Source organism: Pseudomonas sp. Marseille-Q5117 (assembly GCF_946901175.1).
Classification (GTDB): Bacteria; Pseudomonadota; Gammaproteobacteria; order Pseudomonadales; family Pseudomonadaceae; genus Aquipseudomonas; species Aquipseudomonas iranensis.
This window is the reverse complement of record NZ_CAMPPP010000001.1, coordinates 272,038-287,492: the sequence shown is the minus strand read 5'-3', so window position 1 is coordinate 287,492 and position 15,455 is coordinate 272,038. Positions and strand designations below refer to the sequence as shown.

General features: G+C 59.5%; 15 protein-coding genes. 9 read left to right on the top strand and 6 right to left on the bottom strand.

Annotated features, from left to right (window positions below):
- Window positions 1–61 precede the first annotated feature (61 nt).
- Window positions 62–1,306 (top strand): lipoprotein-releasing ABC transporter permease subunit, encoded by a 1,245-nt coding sequence (locus OC605_RS01410; protein WP_071173051.1) that lies wholly within the window; start codon window positions 62–64, stop codon window positions 1,304–1,306.
- A 119-nt stretch (window positions 1,307–1,425) separates the two neighbouring features.
- Here the strand turns inward: OC605_RS01410 and OC605_RS01405 are convergent, their stop codons facing one another.
- The gene (locus tag OC605_RS01405) at window positions 1,426–2,772 is read right to left on the bottom strand and encodes a heavy metal sensor histidine kinase (protein ID WP_262136126.1); all 1,347 of its coding nucleotides are present in this window, start codon (window positions 2,770–2,772) and stop codon (window positions 1,426–1,428) included.
- Complete coding sequence (locus OC605_RS01400; RefSeq protein WP_133340484.1) at window positions 2,772–3,452, bottom strand: heavy metal response regulator transcription factor; 681 nt, start codon at window positions 3,450–3,452, stop codon at window positions 2,772–2,774. The genes OC605_RS01405 and OC605_RS01400 overlap by 1 nt, the downstream gene beginning before the upstream one ends.
- A gap of 166 nt (window positions 3,453–3,618) precedes the next feature.
- Here OC605_RS01400 and OC605_RS01395 point away from each other — a divergent pair, with 166 nt between their 5' ends.
- Together OC605_RS01395 and queF are read left to right on the top strand one after the other, a co-directional pair.
- A complete protein-coding gene (locus tag OC605_RS01395) occupies window positions 3,619–4,152 on the top strand; it encodes a cupredoxin family protein (RefSeq protein WP_262136125.1) in 534 nt (177 codons plus the stop codon).
- Between the two features lie 61 nt (window positions 4,153–4,213).
- Complete coding sequence (gene queF, locus OC605_RS01390; protein WP_262136124.1) at window positions 4,214–5,044, top strand: NADPH-dependent 7-cyano-7-deazaguanine reductase QueF; 831 nt, start codon at window positions 4,214–4,216, stop codon at window positions 5,042–5,044.
- 188 nt (window positions 5,045–5,232) lie between these two features.
- Here the strand turns inward: queF and OC605_RS01385 are convergent, their stop codons facing one another.
- The gene (locus tag OC605_RS01385; RefSeq protein ID WP_016775472.1) at window positions 5,233–5,496 is read right to left on the bottom strand and encodes a DUF4404 family protein; all 264 of its coding nucleotides are present in this window, start codon (window positions 5,494–5,496) and stop codon (window positions 5,233–5,235) included.
- 108 nt (window positions 5,497–5,604) lie between these two features.
- Entirely contained in the window at window positions 5,605–6,225 is a 621-nt protein-coding gene (locus tag OC605_RS01380; RefSeq protein WP_076563650.1) for a phosphatase, read from the bottom strand.
- A gap of 199 nt (window positions 6,226–6,424) precedes the next feature.
- Here OC605_RS01380 and OC605_RS01375 point away from each other — a divergent pair, with 199 nt between their 5' ends.
- The 3 genes from OC605_RS01375 (at window position 6,425) to rssC (ending at window position 9,122) form a co-directional block, all read left to right on the top strand.
- Complete coding sequence (locus OC605_RS01375; RefSeq protein ID WP_016775470.1) at window positions 6,425–7,114, top strand: VacJ family lipoprotein; 690 nt, start codon at window positions 6,425–6,427, stop codon at window positions 7,112–7,114.
- Window positions 7,115–7,458: 344 nt separating this feature from the next.
- Window positions 7,459–8,640 (top strand): two-component system response regulator RssB, encoded by a 1,182-nt coding sequence (gene rssB / locus OC605_RS01370; protein ID WP_041477317.1) that lies wholly within the window; start codon window positions 7,459–7,461, stop codon window positions 8,638–8,640.
- Window positions 8,640–9,122 (top strand): anti-sigma factor antagonist RssC, encoded by a 483-nt coding sequence (rssC, locus tag OC605_RS01365; protein WP_003226553.1) that lies wholly within the window; start codon window positions 8,640–8,642, stop codon window positions 9,120–9,122. The genes rssB and rssC overlap by 1 nt, the downstream gene beginning before the upstream one ends.
- Before the next feature lie 129 nt (window positions 9,123–9,251).
- On the opposite strand, the gene tal is transcribed toward rssC, so the two are convergent.
- Both tal and OC605_RS01355 read right to left on the bottom strand, forming a co-directional pair.
- Complete coding sequence (gene tal / locus OC605_RS01360; RefSeq protein ID WP_016775468.1) at window positions 9,252–10,178, bottom strand: transaldolase; 927 nt, start codon at window positions 10,176–10,178, stop codon at window positions 9,252–9,254.
- 202 nt (window positions 10,179–10,380) lie between these two features.
- Window positions 10,381–11,337, bottom strand: a complete 957-nt coding sequence (locus tag OC605_RS01355; RefSeq protein WP_262136123.1) for a glycosyl hydrolase family 5 — start codon at window positions 11,335–11,337, stop codon at window positions 10,381–10,383.
- A gap of 289 nt (window positions 11,338–11,626) precedes the next feature.
- Between OC605_RS01355 and OC605_RS01350 the strand changes: the two genes are divergently transcribed.
- Genes OC605_RS01350 through OC605_RS01340 form a run of 3 tightly spaced genes read left to right on the top strand, consistent with a single transcriptional unit; the run spans window position 11,627 to window position 15,452 of the window.
- A complete protein-coding gene (locus OC605_RS01350; RefSeq protein ID WP_016775466.1) occupies window positions 11,627–12,067 on the top strand; it encodes a low molecular weight protein-tyrosine-phosphatase in 441 nt (146 codons plus the stop codon).
- Window positions 12,068–12,106: 39 nt separating this feature from the next.
- Window positions 12,107–14,329 carry a polysaccharide biosynthesis tyrosine autokinase gene (locus OC605_RS01345; protein ID WP_262136122.1) on the top strand — a complete coding sequence of 741 codons (2,223 nt, stop codon included), beginning with the start codon at window positions 12,107–12,109 and terminating at the stop codon, window positions 14,327–14,329.
- 40 nt (window positions 14,330–14,369) lie between these two features.
- On the top strand, window positions 14,370–15,452 hold the full coding sequence (locus tag OC605_RS01340) for a glycosyltransferase (protein WP_262136120.1): 1,083 nt from the start codon (window positions 14,370–14,372) through the stop codon (window positions 15,450–15,452).
- Window positions 15,453–15,455: the final 3 nt, after the last annotated feature.

Here is a 15,455-nt window from a genome sequence, read left to right as displayed (position 1 = left end):
GGCTGAAACCCGGCGCCCGTAACGGTGCCGGGTCTTTTATTTCTACACGGTGCCCCAGCGAATGTTCAGACCGTTATCGATCTTTATCGGCACGCGCTATACCCGCGCCAAGCGCCGCAATCGCTTTGTTTCGTTCATTTCGATGACCTCGATGATCGGCCTCGCCCTCGGCGTGCTGGCGATGATCGTGGTGCTGTCGGTGATGAATGGCTTCCAGCGCGAGATGAGCTCGCGCATCCTTGGGATGGTGCCCCATGCGACCATCGTTGGCGTCAAGCCGATCGACGACTGGCAGCCGGTCGCTGCGGCTGCGATGAAAAATCCCGAAGTGACGGCCGCCGTGCCGTTCACCGAGATGGAAGGCATGCTTTCCTACAAGGGTTCGATGCAGCCGATTCAGATCAGCGGCGTTGATCCGGCCCAGGAAGGCAAGGTGTCGATCGTTGCCCAGCACATCGTCCAGGGTCGTCTGGATGCCTTGAAGCCGGGGGAATTCGGTGTGGTGATCGGTGAAATCACCGCGCGGCGTTTCCGCCTCAATGTCGGCGACAAGATCACTCTGATCGTCCCGGAAGTCAGCACCGCGCCGGGCGGTATCACCCCGCGCATGCAGCGCCTGAATGTGGTGGGCGTGTTCAAGGTCGGCGCCGAGCTGGACGGTTCGATGGGCCTGATTCATGTCGCCGACGCCGCGACCATGCAGCACTGGCAGCCGAATCAGGTGCAGAGCGTGCGTCTGGCGGTCAAGGATCTGTACGCCGCGCCGAAAGTGTCTGCGGACATCGCCAGTGGCCTCGGCGCTGACTTCAAGGCTGACGACTGGACTCACACCCAGGGCAGCCTGTTCAGCGCGATGAAGATGGAAAAAACCATGATTGGCCTGCTGTTGCTGATGATCGTCGCGGTGGCGGCATTCAACATCATCGCGACGCTGATCATGGTGGTGAACGACAAGGGCGCCGACATCGCGATTCTGCGCACCATCGGCGCTACACCGCGGCAGATCATGGCGATCTTCATGGTCCAGGGCACGGTGATCGGTATTGTCGGCACCATTATTGGCGGCGTGCTGGGCGTGATTGCGGCGCTTAATGTCAGTGAACTGGTCGGCTGGGTCGAGCGTGTGACCGGCCAGCATATCTTCAGTTCGGATGTGTATTTCGTCAGCAACCTGCCCTCGGAACTGCAGGGTGGGGATGTGCTGTTGATCTGCTCGGCGGGTTTCATTCTGAGCTTTTTGGCGACGGTGTATCCGGCGTGGCGGGCGGCGAAGATCGAGCCGGCGCATGCGCTGAGATATTCGTAAGCGACTCCATGCTCGTTCCCACGCTCTGCGTGGGAATGCCTCAATGGACGCTCTGCGTTCGGCTCTTGAAGGGACGCGGAGCGTCCCGGGCTGCATTCCCACGCAGAGCGTGGGAACGATCAGGTCCGAGGCAACTCGATTACAAACCGCGTCCAACCCGCCTCCGATTCGCAATGAATCGTCCCGCCATGTGCCCGCACGATCGAATGGGTAATCGACAAACCCAACCCCGCATGCTCACTGCTGCCTTCCTGCCGCGCCGGATCCGCCCGATAGAAGCGGTCGAACAGACGTGGCAGTAATTGCGCTGAAACCCCCTCGCCACTGTTCTCGACGCAGACGCGTACGGTTTCCCCCTCGTCGACGATGCTCAAGCGCACATAACCCTCGGCCGGGGTAAACCGCAGTGCGTTATCCAGCAGGTTCGACAACGCCCGGCGCAACATGCCGCGATCACCTTCGATTTGCGCCTCACCTTCACGGCTTAAACTCACGCCAGCGTCTTCCGCCAATGGTGCAAAAAACTCCAGCAGCATGTCGGCCTCATCCGCCAGCTCCAGTGGTTCGCGCTTGGGCATCAGCAAACCGTGGTCTGCCTTGGCCAGGTAGAGCATGTCGTTGACCAGTTGCGCCATCCATTGCAGTTCTTCGAGGTTGCTGTGCAGCGCTTCGCGGTAGTCCTCCAGTGCGCGTGGGCGGGTGAGGGTGACCTGGGTGTGGGTCAGCAGATTCGACAACGGTGTGCGCAGCTCATGAGCAATGTCGGCGGAGAACGCCGAGAGGCGTTGAAACGAGTCGTCGAGGCGTTCGAGCATCGCGTTGAAGCTGTAGGCCATTTCCGCAAGCTCCGGCGGCATCTTCTCTTCAGGCAGGCGGGCATTCAGTGATTGCGCAGAAATCCCACGGGCCACCGCGCTCATCCGCCGCAACGGGCGCAGACCGCTGCGCGCGGCCCAGGCGCCGAGCAGGGCGGTAGCCAGCGCTGACAGGCCGACGGTCAGCCAGATCAGATGCTGCATGCGCGTAAGAAAATGCTGGTGATGGGTGATGTCCAGCAGCAGCGTCAGTTGTGGCGAATCCGCTGCGTCCGGGTAGAGCGGGGCGCGCAGCACGCGGTAATCGGTGCCGTCATGGCTGATGGTCGACAGGCCGGTTTGCAGCGGCAGATTCTTCGGAATCTGCACCGAGCTGTCATACCAGTGCTGGCCGTCGCCACTGGTAATGCGCAACGACAGATCCGCCTGACGGCTGAGTTCATCGGCCAGCCGCGCCTCGCGCTGGGCAGGTTGGAGATCCTGCAAGGCGCGGCGCAGGCCGATCAGTTTCGTCTCCAGTTGTTGCTGGTCAAGCTCGATGAAGTGCGCCTCGCTGGCGCGGTCGAACAGCACCCCGGCGAACAGCGAGACCACCGCAGTGCAAGCGGCAAACAACAGCGCCAGGCGCGTGCTCAAGGACCAACGACGCATCACAGCGAACGCTCTTCGAGCACGTAACCCATGCCGCGCACGGTGTGGATCAACTTGTTGGGAAAGTCATCGTCGATCTTCAGGCGCAAACGGCGGATCGCCACTTCGATGACGTTGGTGTCGCTGTCGAAATTCATGTCCCAAACCTGCGAAGCGATCAGCGATTTGGGCAGGACTTCACCCTGACGGCGCAGGAGCATTTCCAGCAGGGCGAATTCCTTGGCGGTCAGGTCGATGCGCTGGCCGTTGCGCTCGACCCGGCGACGGATCAGATCCAGGCGCAGATCGGCCAGTTGCAGACTGGTTTCCTGGGCGATCGCGCTACCGCGCCGCAACAGGCTGCGCACCCGCGCGAGCAGCTCGGAAAAGGCGAACGGCTTGACCAGATAATCGTCGGCGCCCAGTTCGAGGCCGTGAACCCTGTCCTCTACGGCGTCTTTGGCGGTGAGAAAAAGTACCGGCGTGTCGAGACCGGCGCTGCGCACCGCTTGGAGAATCTGCCAGCCACTGCGCCCGGGCAGCATTACATCGAGGATCAACAGCGCGTAGTCGCCGCTCAAGGCCAATTGCTGGCCGCTGATTCCGTCGGCCACCAGCTCGGTATTGAATCCGGCCTCGGTCAGGCCCTGACGCAGGTATTGGCCGGTTTTCGCTTGGTCTTCGACGATCAACAGTTTCATGGGCGACTCGGGCGGGGTTGGTATTTGGAAGGGCGAAGGCGTTATACCGTGAGATCCGGCGATTAGCGCCAAGCTGACAAAGTTGTAATCTGCCTGTCAGGTCGATGCCAGCCCTGGGTGGTTAGAGTTTCCCACAGGCTGAACCTTCTCTTGTTGGAGTACGACCATGTTTTTGCGCACCTCGCTGAAAATAGCCGCCTGTCTGCTGGCATTGAGTTCGCCAGTCTGGGCGACACCGGTGCACACCTTCGCCTTCGGCCAGCCGGCAGCGGCGAGCCAGGCCACGCGGACTATCGAAATCGTCATGGGCGACATGAACTTCGACCCGAAAGCCATACAGGTCAAGGCCGGTGAGACGATTCGCTTTGTGCTGGTGAATAAAGGCCAGTTACTGCACGAATTCAACCTCGGTGATGCGGCGATGCATGCCAGTCACCAGCAGGAGATGTTGCAGATGCAGCAAAGCGGCATGCTTACGCCTACCGGCATGAAAGAAATGTCCCACGATATGGCGGGCATGAATCACGCGGCGATGGGGCATGGCATGCAGCATGACGACCCCAACAGCGTACTGGTCGAGCCCGGTAAAACTGCTGAGTTGACCTGGACCTTCAGCAAGGCCATGGCGCTTGAGTTTGCCTGCAATATCCCCGGGCATTATCAGGCGGGCATGGTCGGCAAACTGACAGTCAGTCAGTAAGCACTCAAAGGCGCGGGCAAAGGCTGGTAGAATCCGCTGATTCTTCAGTCAGGTTTCCGCCATGCATCCCGCAGCCGAACATTCGCCGCTGGGCAAATCCAGCGAATACATCGCCACTTACACACCGTCCCTGCTGTTCCCGATTCCGCGCACCGCGAAATGGGCCGAGCTGGGCCTGACCGCCGAAACCCTGCCGTATAAAGGCGTGGATTTCTGGAACTGCTTCGAGCTGTCGTGGCTGCTGCCCTCGGGCAAACCGGTGGTGGCGATCGCTGAATTCAGCATCCCGGCGGACTCGCCGAACATCATCGAATCGAAGTCGTTCAAGCTCTACCTCAACTCGCTGAACCAGACGCCGTTCGCCGACGTCGCCACATTGCAAGCGACGCTGGTCAAGGATCTGTCCGCCGCTGCCGGCAAACCGGTGGGCGTGCGGGTGCGCAGTCTGAAAGACGTGGAAGCTGAAGGCGTGGTGGCGTTGCCGGGCGTGTGCATCGACGATCTGGATATCAGCGTGAGCAATTATGAACACCCGCGTCCGGAGCTGCTGCGTTGCGATGCTTCGCGGATCGTTGAAGAGAGCGTGCACAGCCATCTGCTCAAATCCAACTGCCCGGTGACCAGCCAGCCGGACTGGGGCAGCGTCGTGGTGGAATATCGCGGCGCGGCGCTGGATCACGCCAGCCTGCTGGAGTACATCGTCAGCTTCCGCCAGCACTCGGACTTCCACGAACAATGCGTGGAGCGAATCTTTCTTGATCTGCAGCGGTTGTTGAAGCCGGAGAAACTCACGGTGTTTGCGCGCTATGTGCGCCGGGGTGGGCTGGATATCAACCCGTATCGCAGCACTGAAGAGGTGCAGCTGCCGAATCACCGGCTCGTACGTCAATAAAGAAACGGAATGTGCGATATCCCTTGTGGGGGCGAGCCTGCTCGCGAATGCGGTGTTTCATTCAACGATGATGTCGACTGACACGACGCCTTCGCGAGCAGGCTCGCTCCCACAAGGGCTTGCATGCACATTTTGCAAATGAAAAAGCCCTGCCATCGCTGGCAGGGCTTTTTTTGTGCGGCGGGGCGTCAGATGCCCATGCTGCCCAGCGTATTCATGATATTGCGCAGGGTGCCGGCGATCGCCGGGTGTTCGACTTCGAAGCGCTCGACCGCCAGGTTCACGCCGTCGGCGATGCTCGCGTCCTGGGTGGCAGTTTCCAGCTGGATTTCCGATTCGATCTGCGCCATCAGCGCATGCAGATCCTCACGCTCGGCTTCCGACAGCGGTGGATTGTGTTCCAGCTGCTCGCGCAGGGTATCGAGCTGTTTTTGCAGTTCTTGGGCGGGCATGGTGGTTTCCTTTTATCAATAGGCACTGGCATTGACCGCAGCCACGCGCCAAAGGTCTATGGCTGACCTTTAGATTAATCCACTCTGGGTAAACCTGCATGACGCCGATCAGGGCTTTTCGCCTTTGGCGCGGCGCAGGCTGATGTCGGCGAGACAGGCGTCCAGCTCGCCGAGATGATCGATCACGGAATGCACGCCCAGGCCGAACAACTGCACGGTTGCCTTGCCGCGCAACTTTTCGCGTTCCTTTTGTGACAAAACCTGCCACTCGCTCGGGCTCAGGCCGCATAGCGAGCCACAGGACGCCAGGCCAATCGTCCATAACCCGGCATTCAGACCGGCCTGTAACAGGCGCGGCTCACCGCTGACCAGCACGCAACCGTCGAGGCGGTCGATGTTCAAACTCATCAACGCTTGCCAGCAGGCGTTAGGGGCGGGCCACGGATTCATTGTTGCTGAATGTTGCGTCGGTGTGATCCAGTCTGGCAGCGAGGCGGCCAGTGGCTGAGCGAGGGCAGCGGGCAATTCGTCGAGCCACGCGCAGGGAATTCCCTGGCGCTGCAAACTTTTCAGGCTATCGAGTGCGCCGGGTGTAGTTTTGGCATGTTCCGGCTGGGCGTTGAGCTCTTGCGCGGCGCGGGCACCGAAATCCACCAGGCAACCGCTCAGGCCGAACAGCACGGCAGTCAGGCCGGGCGCGGCGACGGGCAAGGTTTCGGCGTGAGTCATGGCAACGTCCCTGAAATAACGCTCAAGACTAGGGCGCTGGGGTGACAGTTGCATGACAGCCGAGTGAAAGCCTGTGTAGGAAACTTCCTGCATATCCTTGCAGCGGCGCACTGCCCAAATCGCCGTTTATGCTTATACTAGCGGCCTTAATGCTTGGACCGAGAGGTCCGCGCCAGTATCAAATCCAAGGAGTTTTTCTATGCGCTGGAGCCCTTCGCTCACTCAGCTAAGTGTATGTGCCAGCCTGTTGCTGGCGCCGTTCGCCACCCAGGCGGCCACCGAAGAAGACCCTTGGGAAAGCGTCAACCGGCCGATTTTCCAGTTCAACGACTTCGTTGACACCTACGCGCTGAAGCCATTGGCGCAGGGTTATGAGTTCATCACCCCGCAGTTCGTTGAAGACGGCATTCACAATATGTTCCGCAACGTCGGTGACGTGACCAACCTGGCGAACAACATCCTCCAGGCCAAACCGGCTGCAGCGGGGGTTGATACCGCCCGACTGATTTTCAACACCACCTTCGGTCTGCTCGGCTTCTTTGATGTCGGCACCAAGATGGGCTTGAACCGCAGCGACGAAGACTTCGGTCAGACCCTCGGTTACTGGGGCGTGGGCAGCGGCCCGTACGTGATGCTGCCGCTGATGGGCCCGAGCACCCTGCGTGACGCACCGTCGAAATACGTCGACAGCTTCACCGGCGCGTACCGCTACATCGACCACGTGCCGACGCGTAACTCGATCTTCGGCCTGAACATCGTCGACACCCGCGCCAGCCTGCTGTCGAGCGAGAAGCTGATTAGCGGCGACAAATACACCTTCATCCGCAACGCTTACCTGCAGAACCGCGAGTTCAAGGTGAAGGACGGTCAGGTCGAAGACGATTTCTGATTTCGACCGGCGACAGAAAGGCGACCCTCGGGTCGCCTTTTTTGTCCGCGCCAGAGCGTCACCGGCGACTGCCGCTACCTTCCATCGGGTTACCGTTGGAGCGGTTCTTATAACTCCCGGTGATTTGACAAACAAAGTCGTCAAGCGACAATCGGCGCATGCTTGAAACGCTCTGCGGATGGGAGTACCGTCTGCGCCTTAGAAGGGCACCTCTGTTTAAAACCGCGCGCCAGGCGAATGCTTGAAAGCGCTGCAACAGAGAGGCTAGAAAGCGAATCCAGTAGTCTGCGCAGGGCCGTTGCCCCGCTCACTACGCCAACCTAATTCTGGCGCCGTTTGCCCACATGCCAAAAACCAGTGCCACGCTGCTGATAATCGATGATGACGAGGTAGTGCGCGCGAGCCTCGCGGCCTATCTGGAAGACAGTGGTTTCAGCGTCCTGCAGGCCGGCAACGGTCAACAGGGTCTTCAGGTATTCGAGCAAGACGAGCCCGATCTGGTCATCTGCGATCTGCGCATGCCGCAGATGGGCGGTCTCGAACTGATCCGTCAGGTCACCGAGCGCTCACCGGAGACGCCGGTGATCGTGGTTTCGGGTGCCGGGGTGATGAACGACGCGGTCGAGGCCCTGCGCCTGGGCGCGGCGGATTACCTGATCAAGCCTCTCGAAGATCTGGCTGTGCTCGAGCACTCTGTGCGCCGGGCCCTGGATCGTGCGCGGCTGCTGCTGGAAAACCAGCGCTACAGCGAGAAGCTGGAAAAGGCCAACCGCGAGCTCGAAGCCAGCCTGAACCTGCTCCAGGAAGACCAGAACGCCGGTCGCCAGGTGCAGATGAACATGCTGCCGGAAAGCCCGTGGAGCATCGACGAATTCAATTTTGCCCACCAGATCATCCCGTCGTTGTACCTGTCGGGTGATTTTGTCGACTATTTCCGTGTCGACGAGCGCCGGGTCGCGTTTTATCTGGCGGATGTTTCCGGGCATGGTGCTTCATCGGCCTTCGTCACCGTGCTGTTGAAGTTCATGACCACGCGTTTGCTGTTCGAATCGAAACGCAGCGGTACCTTGCCGGAGTTCAAGCCTTCGGAAGTGCTCGGTCATATCAACCGGGGACTGATCAGTTGTAAGCTGGGTAAACACGTCACAATGGTCGGTGGAGTCATCGACGAGGAGACCGGTTTGTTGACCTATAGCATTGGCGGCCATCTGCCTTTGCCTGTGTTGTACACGCCTGACAGTGTTCGTTATCTCGAAGGCCGTGGTCTGCCGGTGGGGCTTTTCAATGAAGCCACTTACGAAGACCACGTGCTTGAGCTGCCGCCGACGTTCAGCCTGACGCTGATGTCTGATGGCATTCTGGACCTTTTGCCGGAAGCAACGCTCAAAGAAAAAGAGGCTGCTTTGCCCGAACGGGTGAAGTCAGCGGGCGGCAGCCTGGATGGTCTGCGGCAAGTGTTTGGTTTGGCCACGCTAGGGGAGATGCCGGATGATATCGCCCTGTTGGTGTTGAGCAGGAATCTTTAATGAGTACCGGTAGAATCCAGTTCGCCGAGCAGGACGGCACCTTCGTCCTGAAGTTCGTCGGTGAAGTTCGCCTGACCCTGTGTTCGGCGTTGGATGCGACTATTGAGAAAATCTTCACCGCGCTGAATTTCAACGCGATCGTGATCGATTTGACCGAAACCCGCAGCATCGACAGCACCACCTTGGGCCTGCTGGCCAAACTGTCGATCCTGTCGCGGCAGAAGGTCGGCCTGTTGCCGACGGTTGTCACCACCCACGAAGACATCACCCGTCTGCTGCAATCGATGGGCTTCGAGCAGGTGTTCAACATCGTCAACCACCCGGTGCCGTGCCCGGAGTGCCTGGACGACCTGCCGGATCAGGACCAGTCCGAAGAAGTGGTGCGAATCAAGGTGCTGGAAGCGCACAAGATTCTCATGGGCCTGAACGATTCCAATCGGGAAGCGTTTCATGATCTGGTGAATGCGCTGGAGCGGCATTGATCCAGTGAATTGAGGATGCATGGGCCGGCCTCTTCGCGAGCAGGCTCGCTCCCACATTTTGATCAGCAGTTACCATAAAAAAGGGCGAACCCTCACAGGTTCGCCCTTTTTGCATTCTACAAACTCAAATCACAGCTTGGCCTGCAGCAACGCTTCCAGCTTCTCCTGGTCGCGGGCGAACTGACGGATGCCTTCAGCCAGTTTCTCGGTGGCCATCGCGTCTTCGTTGGACAACCAGCGGAATTGCGCTTCGTTGAGGCTCAGGCGTGCTTCACCGGCATTGCCCGGTGCCAGTTTGCGTTCCAGCTTGCCGGTATCGGCGGCCAGCTTCTCCAGCAGTTCCGGGCTGATGGTCAGGCGATCACAGCCAGCCAGTTGTTCGATCTGGTTGATGTTACGGAAGCTGGCACCCATGACCACGGTCTTGTAGTCATTGGCCTTGTAGTAGTTGTAGATGCGCGTCACCGACTGCACGCCAGGATCATCGGCGCCGGTGTAGTCGTTGCCGTTGGCTTTCTTGTACCAGTCGTAGATACGGCCCACGAACGGCGAAATCAGGAACACCCCGGCGTCGGCGCAGGCGGCGGCCTGGGCGAAAGAGAACAGCAGGGTCAGGTTGGTCTGGATGCCTTCCTTTTCGAGGATCTCGGCGGCGCGGATGCCTTCCCAGGTCGAGGCGATCTTGATCAGCACGCGGTCGCGGCCGACGCCGGCCTTGTCGTACAGCTCGATCAGGCGATGCGCACGCTTGAGGATCGCATCCTGGTCGAAGGACAGACGCGCATCCACTTCGGTGGAGATGCGGCCCGGAACCACGTTGAGAATTTCCTTGCCCACTGCGACGCCGAAACGGTCGCTGGCCAGGCCGACATCGCCCTTGCAGTCGCGAACGCAATCGTTCAGCAGTTCGGCGTAACCGTGAATGGCCGAAGCCTTGAGCAGCAGGGAAGGGTTGGTGGTGGCATCGGTCGGTTTGACTCGGGCGATCGCTTCGAAGTCGCCGGTGTCGGCAACCACGGTGGTGAACTGTTTGAGTTGTTCCAGCTTGGAAGTCATGGGCGTGCTCTATCCTATGGGTCTGAAGACATTACCCGAGCGCTGACGGGCACTCAAGGGTGCATTCGTGGATCGATGGCCCCTGCGGCAACAACCTGAAAACGATTGTTTGAAAGGTGGGGCGCGGTGTCGCTGAATACGATGCCAAAACAGCCCACAGGTTCAAAGCAACCGACCTGTGAACAGACCGGTTGCCCAAGGCTTACTCAGCGTTCAACAGACCTTCTACCGACAAGCGCGCCGGTTTTGGCTGGCCGTCAGAGGTGAGAAAGCCGAAGTTCTTCTCGCGATCGTTGCTGCCGGAATCACTGTTCCGCCATTCATAGATAGACGTCAGGGGAATATTCAGGCGTTTAACGTCGGTAATAAACGCGTTGATCTTGGTCGCTTGCCCCTCGGGACCACCGTTGGAGGCGAGGGCCGAAACCCCCCATTCACTGATGACCCCCGGCAGATTGAAGTTCTGCTGGATGAAGGTCTGTGCGTTGCTGATCTGCGTGGCGGTCATGCCGTAAGGGTGATAGGACACGGCGTTCAAGCATTTGGGGTAATCGCTGACGATACTTTTCATCGCCACCGTCGACGCCGAGCCCGCGCTTGGCGGCCGGGCGAAGCCGAAACCGACCCGTGGCGTCGTCTGCGGCTGACCTTCGAAGGCCTTGCACATGCCGGCCATGAACGGCACGAAGGTGGTGTCGAAATTGCGCGTCGGCCAATAGGTTTCCAGGTCCGGTTCGTTCCATATTTCGATCGCCACCAATTGCGAACTCCAGGTTTTTTCCAGCCCGGTCACGGTGTTGGCGAACTTACCGCCGGCGGCGTTCAGCTCCTCCGGCGACGTGGCCGGCAGTGCCTTGATCGCGCGTACCGTCAGCAGCACCGGCAGGCCGGCGGAAGCGGCGGCGGCGAAGGCGTCGCTGACCTGTTTCTGATACGTCTTGGCGGTGAGGCTGTCGCTCCACACACCGAAGCGCACAAAGCTGAAGCCTGCCGCTTTGATCTGCGCGGCATCGGCGGCGGTGAAGCTCTGGATTTTCACCTGCACGCCAATGGTTTTCGCTGGAAGGTTGGGGAACAGCTCACTGGCGTGACCCTGGCTGGTGGCACCGAGCGCCATCAGGGCGAGGGCGGCGAGTTTATTGCGCTGTGCTGTTTTCATGTCTGCTCTCCTGAAGAGAATGACAACTACGAATATTTATCCCGTTACTCAATTTCCGATAACGGTGATGGCACTAAGTGCGCGAATGTTATTTTTTGTCAGGAAAACAGCAACTGAAAATCACAGTTATTTTTAGTCCGCTAATTGTGGTTGGGGCGGCTTAAAACGCTGTGGTACTTAATGTTCCTGTACTAACAGGGCGAAGCTATTTCTGAGTGCAGGAAAGTCGTGAGGGTTCATTAACTTTCACGGCATGTTGGCTGTTTGATATTACACAGGAAAGCAAGACTTGTTCAAAAAGATCCTCGTTGTCTGCGTGGGCAATATATGCCGAAGTCCGACGGCTGAACTGCTGCTGCGCAACGCGCTGGGCCCCTCCGCCATCACCGTGTCCTCAGCCGGCCTGTCCGCCCGCGTGGGCGAGGGCGTGGAAGCCTCGGCGCGGCAGGTTCTCGAAGAGCACGGGCATTGCGCCGAGGCCTTCAAGGCGCGGCAACTGACTTCGGACATCGTCAATGACTCGGACCTGATCCTGGTCATGGAAAAGGCCCACGTCAATCAAGTGCTGAAGATTGCCTCGCACGCCAGAGGCAAAGTGTTTCTGCTCGGCAAGTGGCAGAGCGAGCGCGAAATACATGATCCGTATCGTCAAGGCAAAGCCGCGTTTATTCATGCCCACGCATTGATTGAAGATGCTGTTAGTTCATGGGCAAAGCGTCTCGGGCATTGATGAATCTTCTTCAGAACAGTAAATGGTAAGAACAGACTTATGCAGTTACCGTCCGTAATCGGCACCCGCGACAATGATCAAGACAGTATTGATCTGCTCGGCATCTTCGGCAGCCTGATCGACCAGAAGTGGCTGATCGGCGCGCTGACCGGTGCCTTCATGGTCACCGGCGTCGCCTATGCGGTTCTGGCGACGCCGGTGTACCTGGCGAACGCGCTGGTGCAGGTCGAACCGAAAAAGAACGACATGCTCGGTTTCTCCGACCTCAACAGCATGCTCGGTGGGCAATCGCCGTCGGTGACCGAAATCGGCATCATCAAATCCCGCGCGGTGATCGGCAAAACCGTTGACGACCTGCGCCTGGATATCGACGTCACCCCCAACACGTTCCCGTTGATCGGCGGCTTTCTTTCGCGGCGTTATCGCGGAGACAGCGAGACCAGCGTCGCGCCGCCGCGTTTCGGTTTGAACAGTTATGCCTGGGGCGGCGAACGTCTGGAATTCACTCGGCTGCAATTGCCGAAAGATTTGCTCGGCAAGAAACTCACCCTGATCGCTGGCGAGCAGCAGCGCTTTGAGCTGTTCGATGAAAACGACAATCTGCTCGCCGAAGGCGTCGCCGGCGAAGCGTTTGCCAATGCCGGTGTAGAAGGGCAGATCGCGCACTTGTCGGCCAACCCCGGCACGCGTTTTCAGGTGGTGCGCAATCCACGCATCGTGACCATTCAGGGCTATCAGGACGCGCTGGATATCTCCGAACAGGGCAAAGAGTCGGGGATCATTCGTCTGGCGCTGGCCAGCTCCGACGCGGCCGAGGCGGTGAAGATCCTCAACAAGATCGCCTCGCTCTACGTCGAGCAAAACGTACGGCGCACTTCGGCGGAGGCCGCGCAGAGCCTCGCTTTTCTGCAAAGCCAGTTGCCCCAGGTCAAGCGTGATCTGGCCAAGGCCAGCGACGCCTTGAATGCCTACCAGACCCACGGCAAGACCGTGAACATTTCGCTGGAAACCCAGTCGGTGCTGGGCCAGTCGGTGGCGCTGGAAACGCGCATTTCCGAGCTGAAAATGCAGCAGGCCGAACTCGATCGCAAGTTCACCAAACAGCACCCGGCCTACCGCGCCTTGATGACGCAGATCGGCGAGCTGACCCAGCAGCAGAAATCCCTCGAAGGCAAGGTTCAGGATCTGCCGGCCACCCAGCAGGAATTGCTCAACCTGACCCGCGACGTCGAGGTGGCCTCGCAGATCTACACGCAGTTGCTGAACAAATCCCAGGAGCTCGACATCGTTCGCGCCGGGGCCGTTGGCAATGTGCGCCTGATCGACACTGCCGATGTCGACCTGACCAATCCGATCAAACCGAAGAAACCACTGATCGTGCTGATCGCGACATTGCTCGGCGCGTTTGTCGGCGTGGCGCTGGTGCTGCTGCGCAAATCCCTCAGCCGTGGCCTTGAAGGCCCGGAAGGCATCGAGCAGTTGGGCCTGCCGGTTTACGCGTCGATTCCCTACAGCGCCTTGCAGGAAGAAGAGGACAACAAAAAGGGCCGCGCCCGCGATGGCGTCGACAAGCCGGCGTACCTGCTGGCGCTGCGCAACCCGACCGATCTGTCGATCGAATCGATCCGCAGCCTGCGCACCTGCCTGCATTTTGCCGGGCTCGATTCGACCAACAACCGCATCATGATTTCCGGGCCGAGCCCGCAGGTCGGCAAGACCTTCGTTTCGTCCAACCTTGCGGCGGTCATGGCCCTGAGCGGCCAGCGCGTGGTGCTGATCGATGCCGACATGCGCAAAGGGCATCTGCACAAAACCCTCAACACCCCGATCAGCAACGGGCTGTCCGACCTGCTGGTCAAGCGCTGCACCCTTGAGCAGGCGATCAACAAAGTCGAAGTCGACAACCTGCACTTCATCAGCCGGGGACAGGTGCCGCCCAATCCTTCCGAGCTGCTGATGCACGCCAACTTCCGCGAACTGCTGGCAGAACTCAGCGAGCGCTACGACTTGGTGATCATCGACACGCCGCCACTGCTGGCGGTGACCGATGCTGCCATCGTCGGTCGCGAAGCCGGCATCAGCCTGATCGTCACCCGCTTCGGCGTGAACCCGGCCAAAGAGATCGAACTGACCATTCGCCGCTTCGCCCAAAACGGTATCGAGCTGAAAGGCGCGGTGTTCAACGGCGTCGAGAAGCGTGCGGCCAGCTATTACGGCGGCACTGGCTATTACAACTACGAATACGCGTCCGACAAATCCTGATGGTTGCCGATTGTTCTTTCCTGTTTGAAGTGGGTGAGTTGTGAAAAAAATACTGCACGTGGCAGAGACGATCAAAGGTGGCGTGGCGACGGTGATCCGCACGATCTCGGCATCCCCCGAAGATGACGCGGCGAATTATCAACTGATCTATCTGGTGCCCGAGGATCAGGCCAAGGAGCTGCACGGCATCGCCCCGCAACAAGTGCGCACATTCTCGCGTAGCGGTCGCAACGTGCCATCGCTGCTGCGTTTCGCCTGGCGCCTGAGCCAGGTGCTGCTCAAGGAAAAGCCGGACGTGGTGCATTTGCACAGCACCTTTTCCGGAGTGATCGGCCGTGTTGTGTGCGTGCTGTTGCGACCATGGCGCAAGCCGAAAATCGTCTACTGCCCGCACGCGTTTTCGTTCCTGATGGAAAGCTCGCCGACCAAGCAGAAGGTCTATGCGTGGATCGAGCGGGTGCTGCAGAAAGTCACCGACGTGATCATCTGCGTCAGCCAGTACGAGCTGGACAAAGCCGCGCGTTTCGGCATCGAGCGCAAGCGCATGAAGCTGATCTACAACGGCATTCATCACAAGGATGACGCGCCGAAAACCACTGGCGCCGAGCCGATTCATCTGCTGTTCGTCGGGCGCCTGGATTACCAGAAAGGCTTCGACGTGCTGCTCAAGGCCTACGCCAAGGTCAATCGCAACGACCTCAAACTGACGGTGGTTGGCAGTGCGGTCAACGAAGACTCTGTCGAGTGCCCGCCGATGGATTCGGTCGAGTACCTGCCGTGGGTGACCCCGAGTGAAGTGCAGGCGCTGTATCAGAAAGCCGATGCGCTGATCGTGCCGAGTCGCTGGGAAGGCTTTGCCATGGTGCCGCTGGAAGGCATGGCCATGGGGCTGCCGGTGATTGCCAGTAACTGCACCTCGCTGCCGGAACTGGTCACCAACGAAGTGTCCGGCTACGTCTTTCCGTCCGGCGATCACCAGGCGCTGGCCGACGTGTTGACGATCATCCAGAAGCCGCGCCTGCTCGACCTTGGCAATGAAGGCCGGAGCATTGTCCGCGAACGCTTCAGCGCCGCGTTGATGATCCGCCAGACCTACGACCTGTATCACGCTCCCACTTATTAAGTA

Coding starts and splice junctions, on each gene's coding strand:
- OC605_RS01410 (WP_071173051.1), top strand. CDS start 62: ATGTTCAGACCGTTATCGATCTTTATCGGCACGCGCTATACCCGCGCC.
- OC605_RS01355 (WP_262136123.1), bottom strand. CDS start 11,337: ATGAAAACAGCACAGCGCAATAAACTCGCCGCCCTCGCCCTGATGGCG.
- rssC (WP_003226553.1), top strand. CDS start 8,640: ATGAGTACCGGTAGAATCCAGTTCGCCGAGCAGGACGGCACCTTCGTC.
- OC605_RS01345 (WP_262136122.1), top strand. CDS start 12,107: ATGCAGTTACCGTCCGTAATCGGCACCCGCGACAATGATCAAGACAGT.
- OC605_RS01395 (WP_262136125.1), top strand. CDS start 3,619: ATGTTTTTGCGCACCTCGCTGAAAATAGCCGCCTGTCTGCTGGCATTG.
- OC605_RS01380 (WP_076563650.1), bottom strand. CDS start 6,225: ATGACTCACGCCGAAACCTTGCCCGTCGCCGCGCCCGGCCTGACTGCC.
- OC605_RS01405 (WP_262136126.1), bottom strand. CDS start 2,772: ATGCGTCGTTGGTCCTTGAGCACGCGCCTGGCGCTGTTGTTTGCCGCT.
- tal (WP_016775468.1), bottom strand. CDS start 10,178: ATGACTTCCAAGCTGGAACAACTCAAACAGTTCACCACCGTGGTTGCC.
- OC605_RS01375 (WP_016775470.1), top strand. CDS start 6,425: ATGCGCTGGAGCCCTTCGCTCACTCAGCTAAGTGTATGTGCCAGCCTG.
- OC605_RS01385 (WP_016775472.1), bottom strand. CDS start 5,496: ATGCCCGCCCAAGAACTGCAAAAACAGCTCGATACCCTGCGCGAGCAG.
- queF (WP_262136124.1), top strand. CDS start 4,214: ATGCATCCCGCAGCCGAACATTCGCCGCTGGGCAAATCCAGCGAATAC.
- OC605_RS01400 (WP_133340484.1), bottom strand. CDS start 3,452: ATGAAACTGTTGATCGTCGAAGACCAAGCGAAAACCGGCCAATACCTG.
- rssB (WP_041477317.1), top strand. CDS start 7,459: ATGCCAAAAACCAGTGCCACGCTGCTGATAATCGATGATGACGAGGTA.